The 23,829-nt window shown below is 41.3% G+C and carries 14 protein-coding genes and 1 pseudogene; 8 read left to right on the top strand and 7 right to left on the bottom strand.

Annotation, left to right across the window (positions count from 1 at the left end):
- The first annotated feature begins 35 nt into the window (after positions 1-35).
- The 3 genes from KFO35_RS01800 to KFO35_RS01790 are packed head-to-tail and all read left to right on the top strand — an operon-like array spanning position 36 to position 6,516.
- Positions 36-647, top strand: coding sequence for a hypothetical protein (locus KFO35_RS01800; protein WP_002315812.1), 612 nt, complete (start codon positions 36-38; stop codon positions 645-647).
- 4 nt (positions 648-651) lie between these two features.
- Entirely contained in the window at positions 652-1,056 is a 405-nt protein-coding gene (locus tag KFO35_RS01795; protein WP_002315813.1) for an LPXTG cell wall anchor domain-containing protein, read from the top strand.
- 36 nt (positions 1,057-1,092) lie between these two features.
- Positions 1,093-6,516, top strand: coding sequence for a putative mucin/carbohydrate-binding domain-containing protein (locus tag KFO35_RS01790; RefSeq protein WP_025477338.1), 5,424 nt, complete (start codon positions 1,093-1,095; stop codon positions 6,514-6,516).
- An 87-nt stretch (positions 6,517-6,603) separates the two neighbouring features.
- On the opposite strand, the gene KFO35_RS01785 is transcribed toward KFO35_RS01790, so the two are convergent.
- Entirely contained in the window at positions 6,604-7,380 is a 777-nt protein-coding gene (locus KFO35_RS01785) for a hypothetical protein (protein WP_002315815.1), read from the bottom strand.
- Positions 7,381-7,754: 374 nt separating this feature from the next.
- Between KFO35_RS01785 and KFO35_RS01780 the strand changes: the two genes are divergently transcribed.
- Both KFO35_RS01780 and KFO35_RS01775 read left to right on the top strand, forming a co-directional pair.
- The gene (locus KFO35_RS01780) at positions 7,755-8,000 is read left to right on the top strand and encodes a hypothetical protein (RefSeq protein WP_002310557.1); all 246 of its coding nucleotides are present in this window, start codon (positions 7,755-7,757) and stop codon (positions 7,998-8,000) included.
- 216 nt (positions 8,001-8,216) lie between these two features.
- Complete coding sequence (locus KFO35_RS01775) at positions 8,217-8,405, top strand: hypothetical protein (protein ID WP_002315817.1); 189 nt, start codon at positions 8,217-8,219, stop codon at positions 8,403-8,405.
- A 456-nt stretch (positions 8,406-8,861) separates the two neighbouring features.
- On the opposite strand, the gene KFO35_RS01770 is transcribed toward KFO35_RS01775, so the two are convergent.
- From KFO35_RS01770 to KFO35_RS01755, 4 genes are all read right to left on the bottom strand, one after another.
- Positions 8,862-9,830, bottom strand: coding sequence for a biotin--[acetyl-CoA-carboxylase] ligase (locus KFO35_RS01770; protein WP_070704735.1), 969 nt, complete (start codon positions 9,828-9,830; stop codon positions 8,862-8,864).
- 155 nt (positions 9,831-9,985) lie between these two features.
- Positions 9,986-10,792, bottom strand: coding sequence for an ABC transporter ATP-binding protein (locus KFO35_RS01765; protein WP_156272044.1), 807 nt, complete (start codon positions 10,790-10,792; stop codon positions 9,986-9,988).
- The gene (locus KFO35_RS01760) at positions 10,789-11,694 is read right to left on the bottom strand and encodes an ABC transporter permease (RefSeq protein WP_002315820.1); all 906 of its coding nucleotides are present in this window, start codon (positions 11,692-11,694) and stop codon (positions 10,789-10,791) included. Before KFO35_RS01760 ends, KFO35_RS01765 begins: the two co-directional genes overlap by 4 nt.
- Before the next feature lie 17 nt (positions 11,695-11,711).
- Positions 11,712-12,680, bottom strand: a complete 969-nt coding sequence (locus KFO35_RS01755) for an ABC transporter substrate-binding protein (RefSeq protein WP_025477340.1) — start codon at positions 12,678-12,680, stop codon at positions 11,712-11,714.
- Between the two features lie 726 nt (positions 12,681-13,406).
- On the opposite strand from KFO35_RS01755, the gene rpoB reads away from it, so the two are divergent.
- Positions 13,407-17,024 (top strand): DNA-directed RNA polymerase subunit beta, encoded by a 3,618-nt coding sequence (gene rpoB / locus KFO35_RS01750; protein WP_156272042.1) that lies wholly within the window; start codon positions 13,407-13,409, stop codon positions 17,022-17,024.
- A gap of 78 nt (positions 17,025-17,102) precedes the next feature.
- Entirely contained in the window at positions 17,103-20,756 is a 3,654-nt protein-coding gene (rpoC, locus tag KFO35_RS01745; protein ID WP_002295965.1) for a DNA-directed RNA polymerase subunit beta', read from the top strand.
- A gap of 301 nt (positions 20,757-21,057) precedes the next feature.
- Here the strand turns inward: rpoC and KFO35_RS01740 are convergent, their stop codons facing one another.
- On the bottom strand, positions 21,058-22,212 hold the full coding sequence (locus KFO35_RS01740) for a hypothetical protein (RefSeq protein WP_025477341.1): 1,155 nt from the start codon (positions 22,210-22,212) through the stop codon (positions 21,058-21,060).
- 278 nt (positions 22,213-22,490) lie between these two features.
- Between KFO35_RS01740 and msrA the strand changes: the two genes are divergently transcribed.
- A complete protein-coding gene (gene msrA / locus KFO35_RS01735; RefSeq protein WP_002315823.1) occupies positions 22,491-23,018 on the top strand; it encodes a peptide-methionine (S)-S-oxide reductase MsrA in 528 nt (175 codons plus the stop codon).
- 71 nt (positions 23,019-23,089) lie between these two features.
- Here msrA and KFO35_RS01730 read toward each other — a convergent pair.
- A pseudogene (locus KFO35_RS01730) lies at positions 23,090-23,775 on the bottom strand (prepilin peptidase).
- Between the last annotated feature and the right edge of the window lie 54 nt (positions 23,776-23,829).

Here is a 23,829-nt window from a genome sequence, read left to right as displayed (position 1 = left end):
TGATAGCAAATATATATTTTTTAGGAGGAAAAGAAATGAGAGTCTCAAGAAAAATGTTGTTGCCGGCACTTGCATTAGTAAGCAGTGCGGCAATCGGGCAAACGGTAAGCGCTTATACATGGGTGGGTGGCGAACCTGATCCGAATACGGTTTACGAATCAGTCCAAAAACAAGATAACGCAACGATCCCAGCAGAAGGCACTTTTAAAGAGTGGGACCCAACTGATCCAGGACCAGGACCTGGGCCAACGGATCCAGTCGATTGGATCGATGTATCGATCCCGACAAAAGTCTTGTTCGGACAAACAGATGCGACAGAGGGTAAGGTCGTAGCACCAATCTATCAAATCAGAAACAATTCGACAAAAGGCGTGAAAGTCTCTGTGGGCAATTTCGTCAAAGGGCAAGATGCAGACAAAGTGCCGGAATTAGTGTTGAACATGGATAGTGTCAGCAGCAGTACATCTATCTCTTTAGTCAACCCAACGACTGCTCCGCAATTTCCACGCGAGTTAGTGACATTGCCGAACCAAAACGATGTCACAGAGTTTACTTTCTCTGGTAGCGTCGGAGCGAATTTCCAATTTGGGGAAGCCATCAACCCTAAATATGAGCTTGTCTTGCAATTTGAAGCAATAGGGGTATAAAAAAATGAAAAAAACAGGGATCCTTCCGCTGTTTTTCCTTCTGGGGGTTATCTGTCTATCAATAAGCGGTTTGGCAGATGCAGCAGAAAAAGAAAGCACGATCGAAGTTAGCGGACTGATCTATTCAGAAAAACCAACGGAACCTGGAACAGGTCCAAGTACAGATCCTGGAACAGGATCAAGTGCTGGGCCTGATACAGGCTCAACTGCGGATTCCGCAACTGATTCGGGAAAAAGTACCGGTGGAGATACGTCAGGAACATCCGGTTCTAGCGACACTAAAGGCAATCTGCCTCAGACGAATGCTGTAAGAACAAGCAGGTGGGTAACGGCAGCAGGTGTGCTGCTTCTCCTCGGTTCTCTTTCTTTATTAAGTAAAAAAGCCTTGCCTGGAGACACAGATGTTTAGACAAGCGTGCAAATACAAAAGAGAGAGGAGAGAAAAATGAAACTATTCAAAATACTAGCAGTTTTTACCTTACTGTTTTCCAGCATCAGCCCGACTACCCTTGTCTACGCAGTCTCATCTTTGACGCCTGAAAGTAGCGAGACAGCAAATGAAGAAACACCGACAGAACCAATAGCCGAACCGCAAGTGGAAGAAGCTCCTGCAGTAGTCGATCCTGTAGCAGAAGAATCATCCACGGAACCAACCACACCCGAACCGTCAACCGTCGAACCGCAAACAGAGCCAGCAGTTCCCGTACCAGAAACGGCTGTGCCAGGTCCGCAGATTGATCTTCCCAATCTTCCCCAATATCGCGGAGATTTGAGAAGGAATGGAGAAAGTTCCTATCAGGCAGCAGCCCAGCCTGGATTCAATGCGGGAGTCAGCAACTTATCGGAACTGGGTCCCAATGTAGGTGACAGTATTTCCTACAGCTTTACGATTCCGACTCATTCTCTCGTATATGGGAATGGCACTGACTGGATCGCGTATATTGTTGGTAATGGTAATATCGGTGTTAGATTTGTTGATAGGATGTACTATGGTCGATCGCCAAATCATACAGATAAATATTCAACGACTTATCAGATCGGTCGCACGGAAGTTGTCGAAGTCGGGGGCGCTTCTGGTGATCTTAGTATTACGTCGAATCACACGATAAACAATAATGATTTCACGATGACGATGTCAGGGACGATCACTAGAACAAGAGCTAGCAACCGTACCGATTATCAGTTAACAGCTGGGATCCATAATCTTGTATTAGGTTCTACTGCCGTAGCTTCAGGTAATGAGGTAGATCCTACGCCTATAGAAGATGTGCCGATCAATTATCTGTCGATTGGGAACTTTACGGTCAATACTAGGGAACCAGAACCTACTGTAGAGATCACCGCCAATCCTGCCAATCCTTTTATTTTGGGTGTGCTTCCTCAGGAACACAAAGATAGTCTGATAGTAAGGGTTAATGGGAGCCTGTTGCCTTCTTCTGGCCCAGATAGTTACGAGATCATTGAGACTAACTTAGGTAGCTTGGACGTGGTAGGGACAGTAGGATCAAAAAGTGCATGGGTGAGAATCCGTTATACGATGGATGGAACCGTTCATGAGAGTGAAAGAATACATTTCCAAATGCCTGTCGTATGGGGAGACAGTATCGTGTTTGGTGGAAGTGATCCAATAGCTATGAGGACAGTGGCTGCTTTCACCTTACATCATCGTGGAACAAGTCCAGTGATTACTGCAGTTACAGGAAGAAACAATTCGGGTTTAACTAATTTTGTGATAAATGAAAATTATTTAGGTCAAAATTACTATAATTTTTCTTGGTACAACTTGAGTCAAAAAAATATTCTTGATTTGACAAATGATTCCGCGGATCGAGCAGTCTCAGCAAGAGGAAATGCTAGAAACCAAGATATCTTGAATAGCTGGAATACACAAATCAACTATGTCAACTATGGTGATGTCGTCCGTTCATGGGTGGCAGACCCAGAAAAGAACGCAGTGACAAATTCAATGACAATAGATGCGCCATTTGTCTTTAATGGTGGAGAAGTCTACTATGAAATCACTACGAACGGCTACCGTAAATTGGACATCAACACATTGACACCGACAGAACAATCGATTGAACGTGGCGCTTCGCAAGCATCTTTAGATAGTCAAGTCAGTCGATTTCTAGACACTTCTGGCAAGGAGAACCTTCGAGTAGTGAGATTCCTGGATTATCCAGATACTTCTACTTTAGGAGAAAAGACTGGAACAATCCAAGTCGAAGAAACCTTATCGACAGGAAAAACAGTGACATACGACTACACAGTACCATTTGTCGTGACTCCTAAACTTGAAGTAACGGCTAAGCCTGATAGTAAGGTATTGCTAGGAACAGATATGAATACAGTTGATCTACGTCAGTTTTTAGATGTCGAGGTAGATGGAGAGCAACTTGATGACGACAAATATGAAGTAGAAATGACTGCTGCACCTATTGCTACAGATACCGTGAGCGTTGGAAGAGCACAATCGATTCGAGTCACTGTGAATGGGACAACTCTTTCTCAAGATACATCTATCAATATAGGTGTTATATGGGGAGACAGTATTGCGTTTGGTGGTAGTGATCCAATAGCTATGAGGACAGTTGCTGCTTTCACCTTACATCATCGGGGGACTCGTCCATCAATTACTGCAAGTAGAGGAATAAGACCTAACGAAGGCAACTTCATTATAAATTCGGGTTACTATGGGAGAGATTACTATAATTTTTCTTGGTATGACGTGAGTCAAAAAAACAATGTAGATCTAACGAACGATTCTGCTAATCAAGCAGTAACAGCGGAAGGAGGAGAACGACAGAATGATGTTTTAAACCGCTGGAGGACACAAACGGTCAACTATGGTGATGTCGTCCGTGCTTGGGTAGCAGATCCAACAAAAAATGCAGTGACAGAAAACGAGCAATTTGTCTCTAACGGCGGAGAAGTCTACTACGAGATCACAGCAAACGGTTACCGCGCGTTGAATATCAATAAATTGACTACATCAAGTCATATGATTTTACAAGGGATGACAGAGAGTGAATTAGACAGCCGACTAGCCGAGTTCTTAGATGTATCAAGTGTAGAGAACATCAACTTGGATAGATTTGTCCAGTATCCAGATACTTCTGTCATCGGCACGACAAGTGGAACGATCCGAGTAACAGAGACTTTATCTACAGGAAAAACAGTCTCCTATGACTATGAGATCACCTTTACAGTTGAAAACGCCCCTCCAACAGCTGATCCAATTGCGCAAGAATTGTATTTAGGAGAATCATTGCCAGATTCGCCAATGGATCTGCTAGAAAACGTATCAGATGACAGAGACGATCCATCAGAACTGAAAGCCACTTATCTAAACCGACCAAACATCGACCGTGTTGGAGAGATGACCGCTAGCATTCAACTGGAAGATTCAGGGGGAGCTATTTCAGTCATCGAAGTGCCGATTACCGTCAAGTGGGGAAGTACGATTTCTTTAAGAGGAAACAGTAATATTACTGTTGGAGCATACAGTTTGACGAAAAATGGAGATGGCACACTACATCTTCATTCGACATTTGGGGACAACAGCGTGTATCGAGATCGTCAAGTCCATCCTGATTATGGAAGTAGTGATTTTTATCATTTGGAAGTGTTCGACGGAGAAACCAGCATATATAAATATGCTGTCAGAGGAGACCAACTCATTGGAGAGGCAATCAATGGATTCAATCACGGTAATCCTTTGGAGGTTTCTGTGGGTAACACGATCAGAGTTTTTTGTAGAGATTCTGATATCGATCGAAACAACTTAATGGTAAACGAAATAGAAAAAAATCACACTTACGAAACAGATTATGCTTACTATAGAGTGACAGAAGAAGGGCTGGAACCAGCACCTGTTCTAGCAGCGAAATCACTGAAGCAAGACTTTGTCCTTGGTGAAGATATTACGGAGTTAAACCCCCACGATTTATTTGAATACGTTGGGTTAAACAACTGCGTAATTTCTTCTGATAAATACGAAGTCGAACAACTCATAGGTTTTGATACTTCCTTGGTAGGTACTCGTAATGCTAAAGTAAAGATAACATCTACTGTAGCTAATATTTCATTGGAAGTAGAAATACCATATGAAGTGAAATGGGGAAGTACGATTTCTTTAAGAGGACTTAGTGATCGTACAGTTGGCGCCTATAGTTTGACGAGAAGCGCAGATGGCACACTGCGTCTGCATTCGACATTTGGTGACAATAGAACGAATCAAGGTATGCAAGTCCATTCTTATTATGGAAGTAGCGTCTATTATTCCATCGAAGTGTTCGACGGAGAAACAAGCACATATCAGTATGAAGTCACAGGGAATGCGATTATCCGAAATGCAATCAATGGATTCAATCAAGGCAATCCGCTAGAAGTTTCTGCGGGGAATATCATCAAAGTCTTTCATGGGGAGTCCCACAGTCGAAGTCGATTGATGGTAAATGAAGTCGCGGAAAACTACTCCTTCGGTACACCTTTTTCTTACTACCGAGTAACGGACAATGGCTTAGTTCCGATCAAACACTTGGAAGCTGAAGCAGTCCCTCAGACATTTAACTTAGGTGAAAGCGTTGACGGACGTGACCTAAAAGAATTCGTTAAGGATGTGCAGGTAAATGGTGTAGCAGTGGATGCAAGTGAATATGAAGTCACCTTACGTTCAGAACTTGATACGTCATTGATTGGTACGCGTGAAATCGATATTGAAGTCCGTACAACTGATGGACTAGGTATCGTACAACTGACAGTTCCTTATGAAGTGAAGTGGGGGAACTCGATCATCGCGCAAGATCAGGTAGCAAACTCTGATAAGACAGTAGCTGTTCTGTCATTGACCGAAGAGAATAATTTGCCAAAACTGACAGCTACGCAAGGAGACGGACTTGATTCTTTCAGTCCAGTAGCCTCTGCACCACAAGCAGTATTTTATCGTGGTGATCTTACTTCACCAAGATTCTCCCTTTTGACCAATAACTTGGCTATGGACGCACAAACACTGAGAAGCAATTGGAACAATGTTCTTAGACAAAATGAATTAGCCTATGGTGATGTGCTTTCTTTTGAAGTTTTCGATTCTGCAGGGAATAACCTACTTGGAAATAAAACAGCTGTCTCAAGAAATGAACAGTTAGTAAAAGAAGTAATCGGCTATCCGCAAGCTTTTTACGAAATGACAGCTAATGGGTTCAATCTTCTACGTATCAACCAATTAAAAGTAGAAACGCAAACCATTGAAAGTGGATTGACAGAAGAGGAATTAAGTCAAAATATCGAATCTTATCTGTCAACTGACGGATTCGATACGATCCATGTGACAAAGTTCATCCAATATCCTGACACAAGTAAAGCTGGAACAAGTAACGGGATCATCGAAGTAGAAGAAACATTAGCGACAGGTGGCACAGCTACGTATAACTATACGGTACCATTTATCGTGGAGAACTCGACGGAATGGATCGATGTCAAGATTCCTAAAAAATTGCTTTTTGGAACGACTGACGCAAATAAAGGAATGGTTTCTTCCCCGCTTTACTACATCGAGAACGCTGGGATGAGAAATCTAAAAGTCAGCGTGGAAGAAATCAACATCACGAACAATACAAATAACTTGGAGCTGTTACGTACAGCTGATGCAGATCCATCTGCAGAGAGGGCAGCAGCAAAACTTCGTATGAATTACAAGACGAGCAATATCCTTGTCGATCTTTATGAAAGTACACCAAATCAGATAGTTGCTGAGCTGGCGCCGAACGAACAAACCCAGTTTATGATCGAAGGGCAATACTTTGGAAACTATCAGCAAGAAATCAATATTGGGTTGGATATCCGCTATCGATTTGAGGTTGCTTCGTAAGGTAGAAAGCTGTTGATTTGAAGAAAATGATGTACGAACACAAAAGCCCATCAATCGATTGAAATCGGTTGATGGGCTTTTTGAGTATTATCGTGTAGGGTTAGGCTTTGACTGCGATGGACTTGATAGATTTGAATTCTTAGCTCTGTTACTAGCGTCTTGAGTTAAGTTATATAATTTTTTTTCTTGGGTGGGTTGTTGTGTGTTTTTTTCCTGATAAGAGGTTAGGCTTTTAGAAAGGCTCTGTTTGTAGTCCTCAACTGCTTTTTGTAATTTTTGAGGTGGATTTTCTAGTTTCGCCATCTCTTGCCTAGCATTCCAACCTAAAGATTGATCAGCTCTGAGTGCATTATCAATTTTTACTTGAGTAGTTACGTAATTTTGTATTGCATTTGTGATCTTATTTTTGTTAAAAAGTCTATTCATGAATGTATCTACCTTTTTACATTGTTTTAAATTATTTGTTTGTTTAGCTAGCAGCGACTTAAAATCATTTAAACTGGTCTCTTGTTTTGCCTCTTGTTTTTTAAATGATTGTTCTTTTTGCTTCTGTTGTGCCTTTTGTTTCGCCATTGTTTTTCTAGTATTATCAAAGGTCTTTAATATTTCTGGTGCTCGTGTTTTCAGTTCTTCTCGTAATTTTGATGCTTTTAATTCTGCCTTCGCATATACCTTGTTATCTTCAACTATTTTGTATTCAGGTGTATGTTTTCCATGTTTGGGTGTACTTTCCATAACATTTATATTATCTCGGAGTTGTGCTGCAAGATTTTTTGTTGTAGGGTCTTTAATCTCATTGATCATTTTATCTAATAGTGTTTCTTGCCTATAATCTGGTGAATTTGCAATATCTTCTTTTGGCATGTCAATTCCTCTTTTCTTTTTTTATTTGTATCTTTGTATTCACTTTATCATGCTTTCTTTTTGTTTTTGTTCCGTCTTTTTCTAAGGTGGAAAATATCTGGTACGGTTTTCTGATATTTTCCATAAAAAATAAAACAAGGTGCTTCTTTATGAAAAAAGATTCGTACCGATTTTTTTCAATCCTCATTTATCCTCGTTGTCAAAGGCTTTTTTTCTTCGTATCATTCTTTTTTATTTTTAGAAATTATGGTCCCAAGGCATGAAAAAAAACATGTTATAGTAAAAACATAAGTGAAGTTGGCAGAGGAATCAGCCGATTTTTTACTGTCTATCTAAGCGAAAAACAGCTGTCCACAAAAATCAAATCGAGGAGGATGCATTTGAAAAAACTCATCACTAATTTAACACGTACAGATGTTTCGCCCCTGATTCTTCGGTTAAAAGGAGAGAAACAAGCATTTACGTTTGAAGACATCGAAAAAGAAAGCGGGATAAAATTGACGAGCGCAGACAAATTTTTGATCCGTTCTGTCGCAGAGAAAAAATTCAAAATGCAAGTGGTGTGCGAAGCACCGGAGAACCAGCTGAAGTTTTTTCCAAAAGCAAAAGAACTTTCTTGATCACTCTATTTATTGTTCTATCTATGTAGCAAACAGGAAAAAATAACAAATATGTTATTAAAAGTGTTGCAATCGCATACAAAAAGATTAAAAAACAAAATAGTCCTTTATCATAGGAGATGGAAACACGAGAATGTCAGACAGGGGGGATGGGATGCGTTGATTTTTTAGTTGTAAGTTGGTTGCTACATAGATAATAAAGGGGGAGTAATTGGATTGAAAAAGAAAATCATTGGTAGTCTATTACTATCAACGCTAGTGTTGACGAGTATGATAAATATGTTCATCAATGAAGACTTGCAAGCGGAAAATCACGTGCTCAATATCAGTCGCACGCTTCAAGAAGAAAAGGTGAACGATCTCAATCCTGGGGGAGAAGATGGTATCGGCAATGCCTGCCACTGATAGTCATCGAAAATTATCGCGTAGGCTATATCGGCTCTATCGACATCGTTCCTCAATAAAAAGAACGATGAGGAGATAGATATTTTTTAGGAAACAAGCACATAACTTATGATCGCATAAGTATTTTCACACAGGACTAGCAAATAGTCCTGTGTGGGTATCATAAAAAAACTGAATAGAAACAATAATCAGCTTTACCACCATTGATAGAAAAGAGATAGAAAACCGAGAAAAGGAATCGGTCCTCTATCTCTTTTTGCTGTACAAACGCATGTTTCTCCTGTTTTTTGCATGGATTCCTTTAAAGAAAGTGTACCATGCTTTCTTGATACGTTTAGAACACCTTTTTCTAGAGGATAGAAAAAGGTAAGTCAAGAGAATAAGGAGAGTCGTTTGAAGAGAACTCAGAAAAAAGGACACTGTATGAGATCAGGTGTCCTTTTGTGAAATCTGCTATTATTGCGTACGGATAGATGTGAGACTGATTTCGCCAGAAGACAAACTCATTTCCTGTCCATTTGTTTGGACGATCAGTTCGCCGTGATCACCGATTTCTTTTGCAAGTCCGACATAAGTCGTTCCTTTTTGATTGAACGACACGGTTTTTCCCAATACGAATGATTTTTCTTTATAAAAGTCCAATGCTTTTTTCGGTTGAGAAAGATAGGTGAACAATTCCTGCCAGATTTTGCTGATTAGCTGATTCCTTGTGATACTCGCTTGTCCATCAGGAAAGACAGAGGTGGCTTTTTCTTGGAGATCAGTTGGAAAATGATTTTGAGGAACAGAAAAATTCAGCCCGATCCCGATGATGATATGACTGATTCTGCCGCTTTCCATATCACTGACTGCTTCAGATAAAATCCCACAGACTTTTTTTCCATCCATGTAGATGTCATTGACCCATTTGATCGAAGCAGAACGACCGGTAACAGATTCAATGGCTTTCACACAGGCACTGGCTGCGATGATCGTATATTGAGGCAGTTCATCAAACCGTTTGTCTGGATGGAGCAAGAGACTCATGTAGATTCCTCGTCCAGGTTCGGCAAAAAAAGGTCGTCCAAAACGTCCACGAGCTTGTTCTTGTGTATCAGCAACAAATAATTTCGAAACAGAATCTCCGTGAGCTGCTGCCAGTTTGGCATCTTTCATCGTAGATTCAGAAGTCAACATCGTTTGTACCTTCAAATCGGGAATAAAAGACCGTAGCTTTTGCTGGATTTCTTTTGCATCTAGTACGTCAGAGGGCAAGTAACGATACCCTGTAGGCCCGTGCTCAAAACGATAGCCTGCCTTTTCCAATTCTTTGATGGCTTTCCAAATACTTGTCCGGGAAACTTCCAGTTGCTGTGCTAACTTTTCTCCGGAAAGAAAATCTGGCGTCTTTTTCAATAAATGAAGTACTTTGTCTTTTGTTGTCATGGCACCAAGCTCCTTTCCCATCCATTCTATCAGGAAGAAGGAGAGAACAAAATAGTTTTCGAAGAAACAACGGGTGATACATAAAGCAAAAACGAAAGAAGGAAAGAGAAAAAAGAAGAGGGTGGGCGTTCATTTTTTTCCCAGCCTCTTTCTGTTTATGAAGATAAAAGTACCTGATCGTCTTTCAACGTCGTGCCGCTGTTTTGTTTGAACAACGCCAATAGTTGAGGTACTGTGAGCTGCTGTTTTTCCTCTTGCTGGATATCGACGACGATCCTTCCTTGATGAAGCATGATCAGTCGATTTCCATAGCGGATCGCGTCTTCCATGTCATGTGTGACCATGAAAGCAGTGAGATTCTGCTCGGTGATCAGCTTTTCTGTCAAGTCCATGACGGTTTTGGAAGTAGCCGGGTCAAGCGCTGCAGTGTGCTCATCTAATAAGATCAGTTCTGGACGCTGCAATGTAGCCATTAACAGCGTGATGGCTTGACGTTGTCCCCCAGACAGCAAACCGATTTCTGAGGATAAACGATTTTCCAAACCCAAATTCAGCCGAGCCAGCTGTTCTTTGAAAAACGTTCGGTCTTGCGGTTTGACACCACGGAAGAAGCCGCGCTTTTTTCCTCGTTTCATAGCAAGAGCAAGATTTTCTTCTACCGTTAAACGAACGGCTGTCCCTAGTTTAGGATCTTGGAATACGCAACTGATGGATTTCGAACGTTCGACAACGGATTTTTTCGTGATATTTTTTCCATTCAATAAAATCTGTCCCTGATCGACAGAAAATGTACCGGCGATGCTGTTCAGCAAAGTAGATTTACCAGCACCATTTCCACCGATGATCGTCACGAAGTCGCCGGGTTCCAAAGAAAGATTAATCCCTTTCAGGACATGGTTTTCGTTGATCGTTCCTTTTTCAAAGGTATGATGGAGATTTTCCAATGTTAAGACGTCATTCATTTGACACTACCGCCTTTCCTTTTTTGAGATAAATGGAATTTTTGCTGAATCTGCGGGAAAGAAAGACAGATCACTAGTACGAAAGCAGAAGCAAGTTTCGAATCACTTGGTTCAACATTCAGTTCGAAGACTAACGCTAAAATAAAGCGGTAAATGACCGCACCTAAAACGACAGTCAATAGACGGAGAAATAGTGGCTGGTTACGTAACAAAACTTCTGCGATGATAATAGAAGCAAGTCCAATCACGATCGTTCCAATACCAGAATTCAAATCAGCAAAGCCGTTGTTTTGCGCAAGCAAGGAGCCAGAAAGAGCAATGCATCCATTAGAGATCATATAACCGATGATCTTCATATTATCGGTGTTGATCCCGTTCGCTTCGCTCATTGCCAGATTATCGCCAGTTGCACGAATGGCAAGACCTGTTTCTGTACGTAAGAACAAAACAAGTAAACATACAACGATCAAAGCAAAAAGCAGACCGACGATCAGTACAGCGTTGTCTTTTGTTATGCCGAATGACTCGACCCAATGAAAGATCGTTGGCTGACCCAATAAAGAGATGTTCGGCGCACCCATCACACGGGAGGTGACAGAGTATAAACCAGTCATGGTGATGATACCTGCAAGAAGGGCGGGGATTTTTAATTTTGTGTGAAGCAGTCCGGAAACAAGCCCTGCTGCCGCACCCCCTAAAAAGCCTAGAAGACAAGCTGTCAATGGGTGATAGCCATTTGTAATACTTACTGCCGCGATCCCTGCACCTAAAGGAAAGCTTCCTTCAGCAGTCAAGTCGGCAATGTCCAAGATACGGAAAGTGATATACACACCAATCGCAAGCAGGGCCCATAAGACCCCTTGCGACGCAGATGATAAGAAAAGAGAGAGCAAATTTGTCATGAGAATCCTCCTGTGTTTTATTCAGCTTCTTTGATGCTGTCTGGATTGATGCCTAATGCTTTGGCCATGTCTTTATTGACATACAGTTCCAAATCATTCGCTGTTTCGACAGGAAGTTCACTTGGCTTCTTGCCGTCTAAGATTTTTGCTGCCATGATCCCCGTTTGTTTGCCCAAGCTTTCGTAGTCGATCCCTACTGTTGCTAGACCGCCGTCTTTGACTTGATCAACTGCGCCAGCAACGACAGGTGTTTTTGTTTCTTTTGCGACTTCACCGACAACACTTGCCGCACTTGCGAACGTGTTATCAGTGGGAATATAGATTCCGTCTACATCTTTAGCTAGACTTTTCGTCACTTGTTGGACATCATTTGTGGAATTTGCTGTCAGTACTTTGACTTTTACGCCCGCTTTTTTCAATTCTTTTTCTGCCAAATCAGCTTGGATCTTAGAGTTTGCTTCACCGTTGTTATACATGATGCCGATTGTTTTGGCGTCTGGCACGATAGTTAACAGTAAGCCGATTTGTTTTTCGATTGGCACCATATCTGTCGTGCCAGTCACATTTCCGCCAGGTTTTTCATTGGATGTGACTAAATGGGCTTGTTCCAAGTCTGTGACCGCTGTGACAGTCATCGGGATAGTGGTTGTTTCATTTAATAAAGATTGTGCTGCTGGAGTGGCGATCCCAAGTAGCAAATCAGGATCTTCTTTGACGAGCTTCTCACTCATGCTTTTCAGGTTGTCTTGATTGTTTTGGGCATTTTGATAATCGATTGTTAGATTATCGCCTTCTTTATACCCTTCTTCTGCTAATCCTTCTTTGAATCCTTTATAGGCAGCGTCTAACGAGTTATGTTGTACAAGTTGCAATACGCCAATTGTTTTTTGTCCATCTGATGCCTCTGCGGAATTGTCTTTTTGTGCGCAACCTCCTAAAGCTAGTAGCAGAGTAGCGCCTAATCCAATTAATATGTTTTTTTTCATTTTTTTTTCCTCCTTAATTTTGGGAAACAAAAAATCCATTCAGACAAAATGTCCAAATGGATTGAAAAGTCGGAAAATAAATTGAAAAGTAGAATGCTTGATACTTTTACTTTGTATTTTCATTGCTCAGCCACTTAGCATTTTGTCTACGTGGCTTTTTGCTGCAATACAAAGTTCTTTAGCCATCATAGATACAAACTGTCGTTTAACGTTTGTATCCATCATGATGAATACAAACCTATCTAAAGTAGCTAAAGTAAAAGTTATTCAGTTGTGTTGGTACGATTTGCTTGATATTGGTTCGCATAGAAGTTCCTCCACAAAATGAATTTTCTAAAGTATAACCGAGAAAAAATGGTCTGTCAATTAAGAATTGTCAGATAATTGAAAACATAAAATTGAAAACTTTAAGAAAATATTGCGAAAAAGCAGAAGAAACGCCAGGAAGTGTTGACTTTTATAGAAAATAAGTGTAGTATATGAAGTTGCAAAAACTATCTGATGAAGAAAAGGCAGAAACGAAATATTGTCCGTTTCGGCTTTAATATAAGGAAACAAAAGTAGAAGCTCACGAAGTAAGGTTTCAAGAGAATGTTCTATTTTTGGTTTTTTTTTGCCTAAAAGCCGCAAAAAATGTCTGTTGTTACCTAAAAATAATATTTGAAATATTATTGTAACAATTGATCGGGTAGTCTTTTTGAATGACATTTTAGAGGGGTGAAGAGCTTGGCTGGACACGTAGTAAAATACGGAAAACATCGCGAACGTAGAAGTTTCGCAAGAATCAGTGAAGTGTTGGAATTACCAAATTTGATCGAAATTCAAACAGACTCTTACCAATGGTTCTTAGATGAGGGACTTAGAGAAATGTTTGAAGACATTTTGCCAATCGATGACTTCAATGGCAATCTATCTTTGGAATTTGTAGATTATGAATTGAAAGAACCAAAGTATACAGTAGCAGAAGCTCGTGCGCATGATGCAAACTACTCTGCACCATTACATGTAACATTGCGTTTGACAAACCGCGAGACTGGCGAAATCAAAGCACAAGAAGTATTCTTCGGTGATTTCCCATTAATGACAGAACAAGGAACATTCATCATCAACGGGGCAGAGCGAGTAATCGTTTCTCAGTTAGTCCGTTCACCAGGTGTCTATTTCCATGGAAAAGTTGACAAAAACGGAAAAGAAGGATTCGGTTCTACTGTTATCCCTAACCGTGGCGCTTGGCTAGAGATGGAAACTGATGCAAAAGACATCTCTTATGTACGTATCGACCGTACACGTAAGATTCCTTTAACCGTATTAGTTCGTGCGTTAGGATTTGGTTCCGATGATACGATCTTTGAAATCTTCGGCGACAGCGAAACATTACGCAATACAGTCGAAAAAGACTTGCATAAAAACGCAAGCGACTCAAGAACAGAAGAAGGTTTGAAAGACGTTTACGAACGTTTGCGTCCAGGCGAACCAAAAACAGCAGACAGCTCACGTAACTTGCTGAATGCTCGTTTCTTCGATCCAAAACGTTACGACTTAGCAAACGTTGGTCGTTACAAAGTAAACAAAAAATTAGATTTGAAAACACGTCTATTGAATCTGATATTAGCTGAAACATTAGTTGATCCAGAAACAGGCGAGATCATCGTTGAAAAAGGAACAGTTCTGACTCACCAAGTCATGGAAACATTAGCTCCTTTCATTGATAACGGTCTAAATTCAGTGACTTACTATCCATCAGAAGATGGTGTGGTCACAGATCCAATGACTGTCCAAGTCATCAAAGTATTTTCACCAAGAGATCCTGAACGTGAAGTGAACGTGATCGGAAACGGCTATCCAGAAGCAGCTGTAAAAACGGTTCGTCCAGCCGACATCATTGCTTCAATGAGCTATTTCTTGAACTTGATGGAAGGTATCGGCAATGTCGATGATATTGACCACTTAGGAAATCGTCGTATCCGTTCAGTCGGTGAACTTTTACAAAACCAATTCCGTATCGGGCTAGCACGTATGGAACGTGTGGTTCGTGAAAGAATGTCGATCCAAGATACTGAAACATTGACACCTCAACAATTGATCAATATCCGTCCAGTTGTGGCAAGTATCAAAGAATTCTTTGGTTCTTCTCAGTTGTCACAGTTCATGGATCAAACAAATCCTCTTGGCGAATTGACACACAAACGTCGTCTTTCAGCCTTAGGACCTGGCGGATTGACTCGTGACCGTGCCGGTTATGAAGTTCGTGACGTTCACTACTCCCACTATGGCCGTATGTGTCCGATCGAAACTCCTGAAGGCCCAAACATCGGGTTGATCAATAGTTTGTCCAGTTATGCGAAAGTAAATAAATTCGGATTTATCGAAACACCTTATCGTCGTGTAGACCGCGAAACAGGTCGGGTTACTGACCAAATCGACTACTTGACAGCAGATATCGAAGACCATTACATCGTAGCCCAAGCAAACAGCCCATTGAATGAAGATGGAACATTTGCTCAAGACGTTGTTATGGCGCGTGCGCAAAGTGAAAACTTAGAAGTATCTATTGATAAAGTAGACTACATGGACGTATCACCTAAACAAGTAGTTGCCGTTGCGACAGCATGTATTCCTTTCTTGGAAAACGATGACTCCAACCGTGCCTTGATGGGTGCCAACATGCAGCGTCAAGCAGTGCCGTTGATCAATCCTCAAGCACCATGGGTTGGTACTGGTATGGAATACAAATCAGCGCATGACTCAGGAGCTGCTTTGTTATGTAAACATGACGGTGTCGTTGAATACGTTGATGCTTCTGAAATCCGTGTACGCCGCGACAACGGTGCATTAGATAAATACGATGTGACAAAATTCCGTCGTTCAAACTCCGGAACAAGCTACAACCAACGTCCAATCGTTCATTTGGGTGAGAAAGTCGAAAAAGGGGATACTCTGGCAGACGGACCATCTATGGAACAAGGCGAAATGGCTCTAGGTCAAAACGTTTTAGTTGGTTTCATGACTTGGGAAGGGTACAACTATGAAGATGCGATCATCATGAGCCGTCGTTTGGTAAAAGATGACGTATACACTTCTATTCATATTGAAGAATATGAATCAGAAGCCCGCGATACAAAATTAGGACCTGAAGAAATCACACGCGAAATCCCTAATGTCGGGGAAGACGCATTGAAAGATTTAGACGAAATGGGTATTATCCGTATCGGTGCAGAAGTCCAAGATGGCGATTTGCTTGTAGGGAAAGTCACGCCAAAAGGGGTAACAGAATTATCTGCAGAAGAACGTCTATTGCATGCGATCTTTGGCGAAAAAGCTCGTGAAGTCCGCGATACATCATTACGTGTACCGCATGGCGGCGGCGGGATCGTTCACGATGTGAAAATCTTTACTCGTGAAGCTGGAGATGAATTGTCACCAGGCGTAAACATGTTAGTTCGTGTTTATATCGTTCAAAAACGTAAAATCCATGAAGGGGATAAAATGGCCGGTCGTCACGGAAATAAAGGGGTTGTATCCCGTATTATGCCGGAAGAAGATATGCCATTCCTACCTGACGGAACACCAATCGATATCATGCTGAATCCTTTAGGGGTGCCTTCACGTATGAACATCGGACAAGTATTGGAATTACACTTGGGTATGGCTGCACGTCAGTTAGGTATCCACGTAGCAACGCCAGTATTCGATGGTGCAAGTGATGAAGACGTATGGGAAACAGTTCGTGAAGCCGGTATGGCCAGCGATGCGAAAACTGTTCTGTACGACGGACGTACAGGTGAACCATTTGACGGACGTGTGTCTGTCGGTGTGATGTACATGATCAAACTTGCTCACATGGTCGATGACAAATTGCATGCCCGTTCAATCGGACCTTACTCATTGGTTACACAACAACCATTGGGAGGTAAAGCTCAATTTGGTGGACAACGTTTTGGTGAAATGGAAGTATGGGCACTGGAAGCTTACGGTGCGGCTTATACTTTACAAGAAATCTTGACATACAAATCAGATGACGTAGTCGGACGTGTGAAAACATACGAAGCAATCGTCAAAGGTGAACCAATTCCAAAACCAGGTGTACCGGAATCCTTCCGCGTATTGGTGAAAGAATTGCAATCACTAGGTCTGGACATGCGTGTCTTGGATATCGAAGAGACAGAGATCGAACTTCGCGACATGGACGATGAAGACGACGATTTGATCACTGTTGATGCTTTGACAAAATTTGCCGAACAGCAAACTGCCAAAGAATTAGAAAAGAAAGCTGCTGAACAAGTGGAAGATGAAAGAGACGATGTCATCCAAAACTTTGAAACCGCAGAAGATAATTTAGACTAATCCGGTCTATGAGCTGCAAGGCGGTCGAAGATCAGCCGTCTTGCGGTTTGCCATTAAATGAAATGGAGGGAACCCCTTTTGATCGATGTAAATAAATTCGAAAGTATGCAAATAGGTTTGGCTTCTCCCGAAAAAATCAGAAGCTGGTCTTACGGTGAAGTAAAAAAACCTGAGACGATTAACTATCGTACCTTAAAACCTGAACGCGAAGGGTTGTTCTGTGAGCGGATTTTTGGTCCTACAAAAGACTGGGAATGTGCCTGCGGAAAATACAAACGTATCCGTTATAAAGGAATCGTTTGTGATCGATGCGGAGTGGAAGTGACTCGTTCGAAAGTTCGCCGTGAACGCATGGGACATATTGAATTAGCAGCTCCTGTTTCACATATCTGGTACTTTAAAGGGATTCCTTCACGTATGGGACTTGTATTAGACATGAGCCCACGCGCTTTGGAAGAAATCATTTATTTTGCTTCATATGTGGTTATCGAACCAGGAAACACGAATTTAGAGAAAAAACAATTGTTGACAGAACGCGAATATCGCGAAAAACGTGAACAATATGGACAAGAATTCCAAGCTGCTATGGGTGCAGAAGCGATCAAACAATTACTTGATAATGTTGATCTAGATGCAGAAGCAGCCGAATTGAAAGAAGAATTGAAATCTGCACAAGGACAAAAACGTACACGTGCAATCCGCCGTTTGGATATTTTAGAAGCATTCCGCGCTTCAGGAAATCAACCAAGCTGGATGGTTATGGATGTTATCCCTGTTATTCCACCAGATTTGCGCCCAATGGTTCAATTAGAAGGTGGACGTTTTGCAACAAGTGACTTGAATGATCTTTACCGTCGTGTCATCAACCGTAATAACCGTTTGAAACGTTTATTAGACTTGAACGCACCTGGAATCATCGTTCAAAACGAAAAACGCATGTTGCAAGAAGCAGTAGATGCATTGATCGATAACGGTCGTCGCGGACGTCCAGTAACTGGACCAGGTAACCGCCCATTGAAATCTCTTTCTCATATGTTGAAAGGGAAACAAGGTCGTTTCCGTCAAAACTTGCTAGGTAAACGTGTGGACTACTCCGGTCGTTCCGTTATCGTTGTTGGACCTTTCTTGAAAATGTACCAATGTGGACTTCCAAAAGAAATGGCCATCGAATTATTCAAACCATTCGTGATGCGTGAGCTTGTTCAACGTGAACTAGCTTCAAACATCAAAAATGCGAAACGTAAAATCGAACGTCAAGAAGACGAAGTATGGGATGTCTTAGAAGACGTAATCAAGGAACACCCAGTATTGCTGAACCGGGCACCTACGCTTCACCGACTTGGTATCCAAGCATTCGAACCAGTTTTAGTACAAGGACGCGCAATCCGTTTGCATCCACTTGTATGTGAAGCTTATAATGCCGATTTCGATGGAGACCAAATGGCTGTCCACGTGCCATTGAATGAAGAAGCACAAGCAGAAGCACGTATGTTGATGTTAGCTGCTCAAAACATCTTGAACCCTAAAGATGGTAAACCAGTTGTTACTCCTTCTCAAGATATGGTTCTAGGTAACTACTACTTGACAATGGAAGAAGAAGGACGCGAAGGCGAAGGAATGGTCTTCAGAGATCAAAACGAAGCTGTTATCGCATGGCGCAACGGATACGTTCATTTACATTCACGTATCGGTGTGAACCCTAACTCATTAGGTGAAAAACCATTTACTGAATGGCAAAAAGAACGTACGATGATCACAACAGTTGGTAAGATCATTTTCAACGAGATCATGCCTCCTGAATTCCCTTATCTGAATGAACCAACAGACTTCAACTTGACCGTCCAAACACCGGACAAATACTTTGTTGAAGCTGGTACGGATATTCCTGCACATATCAAAGAGCAAGAATTAGTATTACCGTTCAAGAAGAAAAACTTAGGGAACATCATCGCAGAAGTCTTCAAACGATTCAAAGTAACAGAAACTTCTAAGATGCTTGACCGTATGAAAGACTTAGGGTACAAACATTCAACACATGCCGGTATCACAGTAGGGATCGCTGACATCAGTGTACTGAATGAAAAACAAGAAATCATTGAAAATGCCCATAAACAAGTTGAAACTATTACAAAACAATTCCGTCGTGGTCTGATTACAGATGACGAGCGTTATGAACGTGTCATTGCTGTTTGGAACGCTGCAAAAGACAGCATCCAACAAAAACTGATGGAAGGTTTGGAAGCGAAAAACCCAATCTTCATGATGTCTGATTCTGGAGCTCGTGGGAACATTTCCAACTTTACACAGCTTGCCGGAATGCGTGGTTTGATGGCCGCTCCTAATGGTCGAATCATGGAATTGCCAATCATTTCGAACTTCCGTGAAGGACTATCCGTTTTGGAAATGTTTATCTCAACTCACGGGGCTCGTAAAGGGATGACCGATACAGCCTTGAAGACTGCCGATTCAGGTTACTTGACTCGTCGTCTGGTTGACGTGGCTCAAGATGTAATCATCCGTGAAGAAGATTGCGGGACTGACCGAGGTCTTGAGATCCAAGCAATCCGTGAAGGAAATGAAATCATCGAATCATTAGAAGATCGTTTAGTGGGACGTTACACTCGTAAAGAAGTACGTCATCCTGAAACAAATGAATTGATCATCGCAGGAAACCAATTGATTTCCGAAGACATCGCAAAACAAATCGTTGATGCAGGTGTCGAAACAGTGACGATCCGTTCTGTCTTCACATGTAATACAAAACATGGTGTCTGCAAACATTGTTACGGACGCAACCTTGCAACTGGCTCTGACGTTGAAGTCGGAGAAGCAGTTGGTACGATCGCCGCTCAATCAATCGGTGAACCTGGTACTCAGTTGACGATGCGTACGTTCCATACGGGTGGGGTTGCCGGAGACGATATCACTCAAGGTCTTCCTCGTGTCCAAGAAATCTTTGAAGCACGTAATCCGAAAGGGCAAGCAGTGATCACAGAAGTAACAGGGGATGTCATCGATATCTCAGAAGATCCTGCAACACGTACCAAAGAAGTAACAATCAAAGGAAAAACAGATACACGTACGTATACTGTTCCTTATACAGCACGTATGAAAGTAGCAGAAGGCGATATGATCCACCGTGGTGCACCATTGACAGAAGGATCAATCGATCCAAAACAATTGTTGCAAGTCCGCGATGTATTATCTGTTGAAAACTACTTGCTTCGTGAAGTACAACGTGTTTACCGTATGCAAGGGGTAGAAATCGGCGACAAGCATATCGAAGTAATGGTTCGTCAAATGCTGCGTAAAGTTCGTGTAATGGATCCAGGTGATACAGATATCTTACCAGGTACATTATTAGACATCGCAGACTTTAAAGATCAAAACTACAATACGCTAGTCTCAGGAGGCGTTCCTGCAACTTCTCGACCAGTCTTGCTAGGTATCACAAAAGCATCATTAGAAACAAATAGTTTCTTATCTGCTGCATCATTCCAAGAAACAACTCGTGTCTTGACGGATGCTGCGATCCGCGGTAAGAAAGATCCTCTTCTTGGTTTGAAAGAAAATGTTATTATCGGTAAGATCATCCCAGCTGGTACTGGTATGCAACGTTACCGTGACATGGAACCAAAAGAAGTCGGTGTAGCAAGTGAAAATGTCTACAGTATTTCAGATATTGAAGCGCAAATGGCTGCAGAAGACGCAATGAACAATCAAACAAAATAGAGGTTGTGACAGAAGTGGTCAGCTTCAAGAAATAAGAAAAAATTTACGAAAATTGCTTCTCAAATTTTTGTGAAATTTCGGCTTATTTCCGAAGAAGTTACTTCTGGAACATCGTGTATAAGAGGTTGTGAAATCAGCGTTTTGACCTGAGTATTAGAGAAATAAACGAAAAAATAGTTCCTCATATTTTGCCGTTTGTTGAGCTAATACCGAGGGTCAGCTGATTGAACACCGTTTATTCGGAAAAAGGGATTGTGACAAAATCTTGTCACAATCCCTTTTTTTGCTTATACGAAGTAGCTTACCTCTCATTTGTTTGGTTAGAAGAAAGAGTAGGAGATGATCTTGAAGCTACAGGTTTTGCTATATCTGCTAGCTGTTTACTGCGTTTCAGTTTTTGTTCTATTTCTTTTACTGTAGTTAGGGATACGCCAAAAAACGTTGCCACATGTTTTTGTTTAGTATAGGGTATTGTTAATGCTTCTTCGATTTGATTACGTAATTTTTGTGGTATCCTTTGATTTTTTTCTCTGGAAATTTTTCCGAATTTCCCATGAAAAAGCTGATGGGTCATTTTTTCATCATAGTCTTCTTCAAAATGTTTTTGGTATATATTATTTACTGTAGAGTTGGACACGCCAAAAAATGCGGCAATCTGTCTTTGACTAGGATTAGGCAATGTCAATGCGTGTGTGATCTGTTCGCGTAATTTCTGTGATAAACCCCTTTTTTCTCTTTTTCTGGAAACTTCGCCGAATTCCTTGTATAAGACTTGATATGTGTGATTTTGAGCATCACCTTCTGCAAGTTGTTTGAGGTATATATTGCTTACTAAACATGAGGATACGCCAAAAAATGTGGCAATTTGACTTTGTTTAATATCAGGCAATGTTAATGCGTGTTCGATTTGATTACGCAATTCTTGTGATAGTCTCTTATTCTTTCCTTCTCTAGAAGGAATAGGACCAAATGTCTCATACAAAAGCTGATAAGCGTTATTTCCAACATTTCCTTCTACTAGATTGCTCGTTTTTTGTCTATCCACAACAAAGGAAGGCCCTGGCTCAGTAGGCGAGATGGGTTCTTCGATCGTTTGTTGATGGAAGATTGGATCGGGCAATGGTTCATCAATAAATTGTCGCTCCTCTCTTGTGAGAGACTCGTGCTCCATTAAGTTATGGAAACGATAACCTTCCCCAGAGATGTCAATAGGTGGAGATGAAAATGACTCCTCAAATGGCGAATGTTCAGGTGGATTTGGAATGACTGAAGCTAGTTCATTGACGAGTTGCTTCTCATCTTCCGGGAGAGTTAGAGCATCATCCTTTGAATGAGCATCAAATTCATGAGAAGTTACAGGGGGCGTTTTTATTTTTTTGTTCGCTTTAGTTAATAGTTCATCAAATGCAATAAAGTCAGTGGATGTATCTGAATGTTTTCTTTTTGCTTTAGGCATAATTATCCCTCCGATAACATGGATTTGTTTATTCGTATGAAAAAATAAAGGTACATAATTTTGGGATAAGCATACCATATAAAACTTATACACAACATGACTGAAAAGACAACTTTTTCTTACCTGTGGAAAAAATAGTTTAACACAAACCTTATAGTTATCCACAACCAATTAAAAATGAAGAAAAATCCGCTAAAATACCGGGAGGGGGTAAAAATAAGCAAAATAATTTTAATTATCTATAAAACAGGTATGATGAGAAAAAAGGGGGATTTTATATGACAAAAAAAGCAGTTTTCGCAGGCGGATGCTTTTGGTGTATGGTCAAACCATTCGAAAAGCAGCCAGGGATCATTTCTGTGACATCCGGTTATACAGGCGGGCATGTACCAAATCCAACTTACGAACAAGTAACAACAGGCACAACTGGGCATACAGAAGCCGTAGAGATCGAATATGACCCAGAAGTTATTTCTTATGATCAGTTGGTGGAAATCTATTGGCAGCAAACCGATCCGACTGACGCGTTAGGGCAGTTCGCTGATCGTGGTGATTCTTATCGACCAGTGATCTACTATAGTGATGAAGAAGAACGAAACATTGCAGAGCATTCAAAACAAGCATTGCAAGACAGCGGGCGATTCGATAAGCCGATCGTGACAAAAATCGAACCAAGAAGCGAATTTTATCCTGCAGAAGATTACCATCAGGATTATTACAAGAAAAACAAGCTCCATTACAATCTTTATCGAGAAGGTTCTGGACGTGCCGGTTTCATTCGTCGACATTGGGGCGGCAAGAAATAAGAAGCCGAAAAAGCTACTTTTGGAACACCGTATATCAGAGGTTGTGACAAGTCGTTTGTCACAACCTTTTTTCAATACCTAAAATGAAGGACGATCAGCAATACACTACTCAAAAAAGGAATGAAAGGCAGCTTTTCCAACTTTTTTTATGACAGATAAAGCAAACAGAAAAAACGGTTATTCCAAACAGGCTAGCCAGAAACAAGACCCGAAGCAACTCTTCCAGAGGCAAGCCCCCACTCCAAGAAAGCACCAACAGAGTATCGCCAGCTCCGAGATAGGATTGACCATAGCGAAGGCACACACCGCCTACGATAAACGTTAACAGCACACTTTGCCATTGGAAAACGCCGGCCTGCAACCAAAAAATCCATAAGACTGCCCAGGAGCAGAATAGCGTGTGAGAATGGACCATGAAGAAAAACAAGTCCATCAACGAAAATAGCAAAGCCGAAAGCACCCAAATGAACGTCGAAAAATTTCTTGCGGAAGAAAAAGTAAAGAACCAGGCAAAAAGACCACCACATAAGACTTCTGCCAACAAATAGTAGAAGGGCAACCGACACCGGCAATAGCGGCAGCGAAAACGTTGGACGATAATTGAGAGAATCGGAATCAATTCATACCAAGAAAGCGAACGACAGCATTTGACACAATGAGATCTAGGATAAATAATAGAGTGTCCTAACGGAATCCGCTGGGCGGTTAAACATAAAAATGACCCGATACAGCAACCAATGATAAAATAAAGTAACACGCCATCTCCCCCTTTTCAAAACCAAGATACGCAAGCTTAAACTAAATTTTTGTA

The sequence above is a fragment of the Enterococcus lactis genome (assembly GCF_015751045.1).
GTDB lineage: Bacteria > Bacillota > Bacilli > Lactobacillales > Enterococcaceae > Enterococcus_B > Enterococcus_B lactis.
This window is presented reverse-complemented; position numbering and strand designations above follow the sequence as displayed.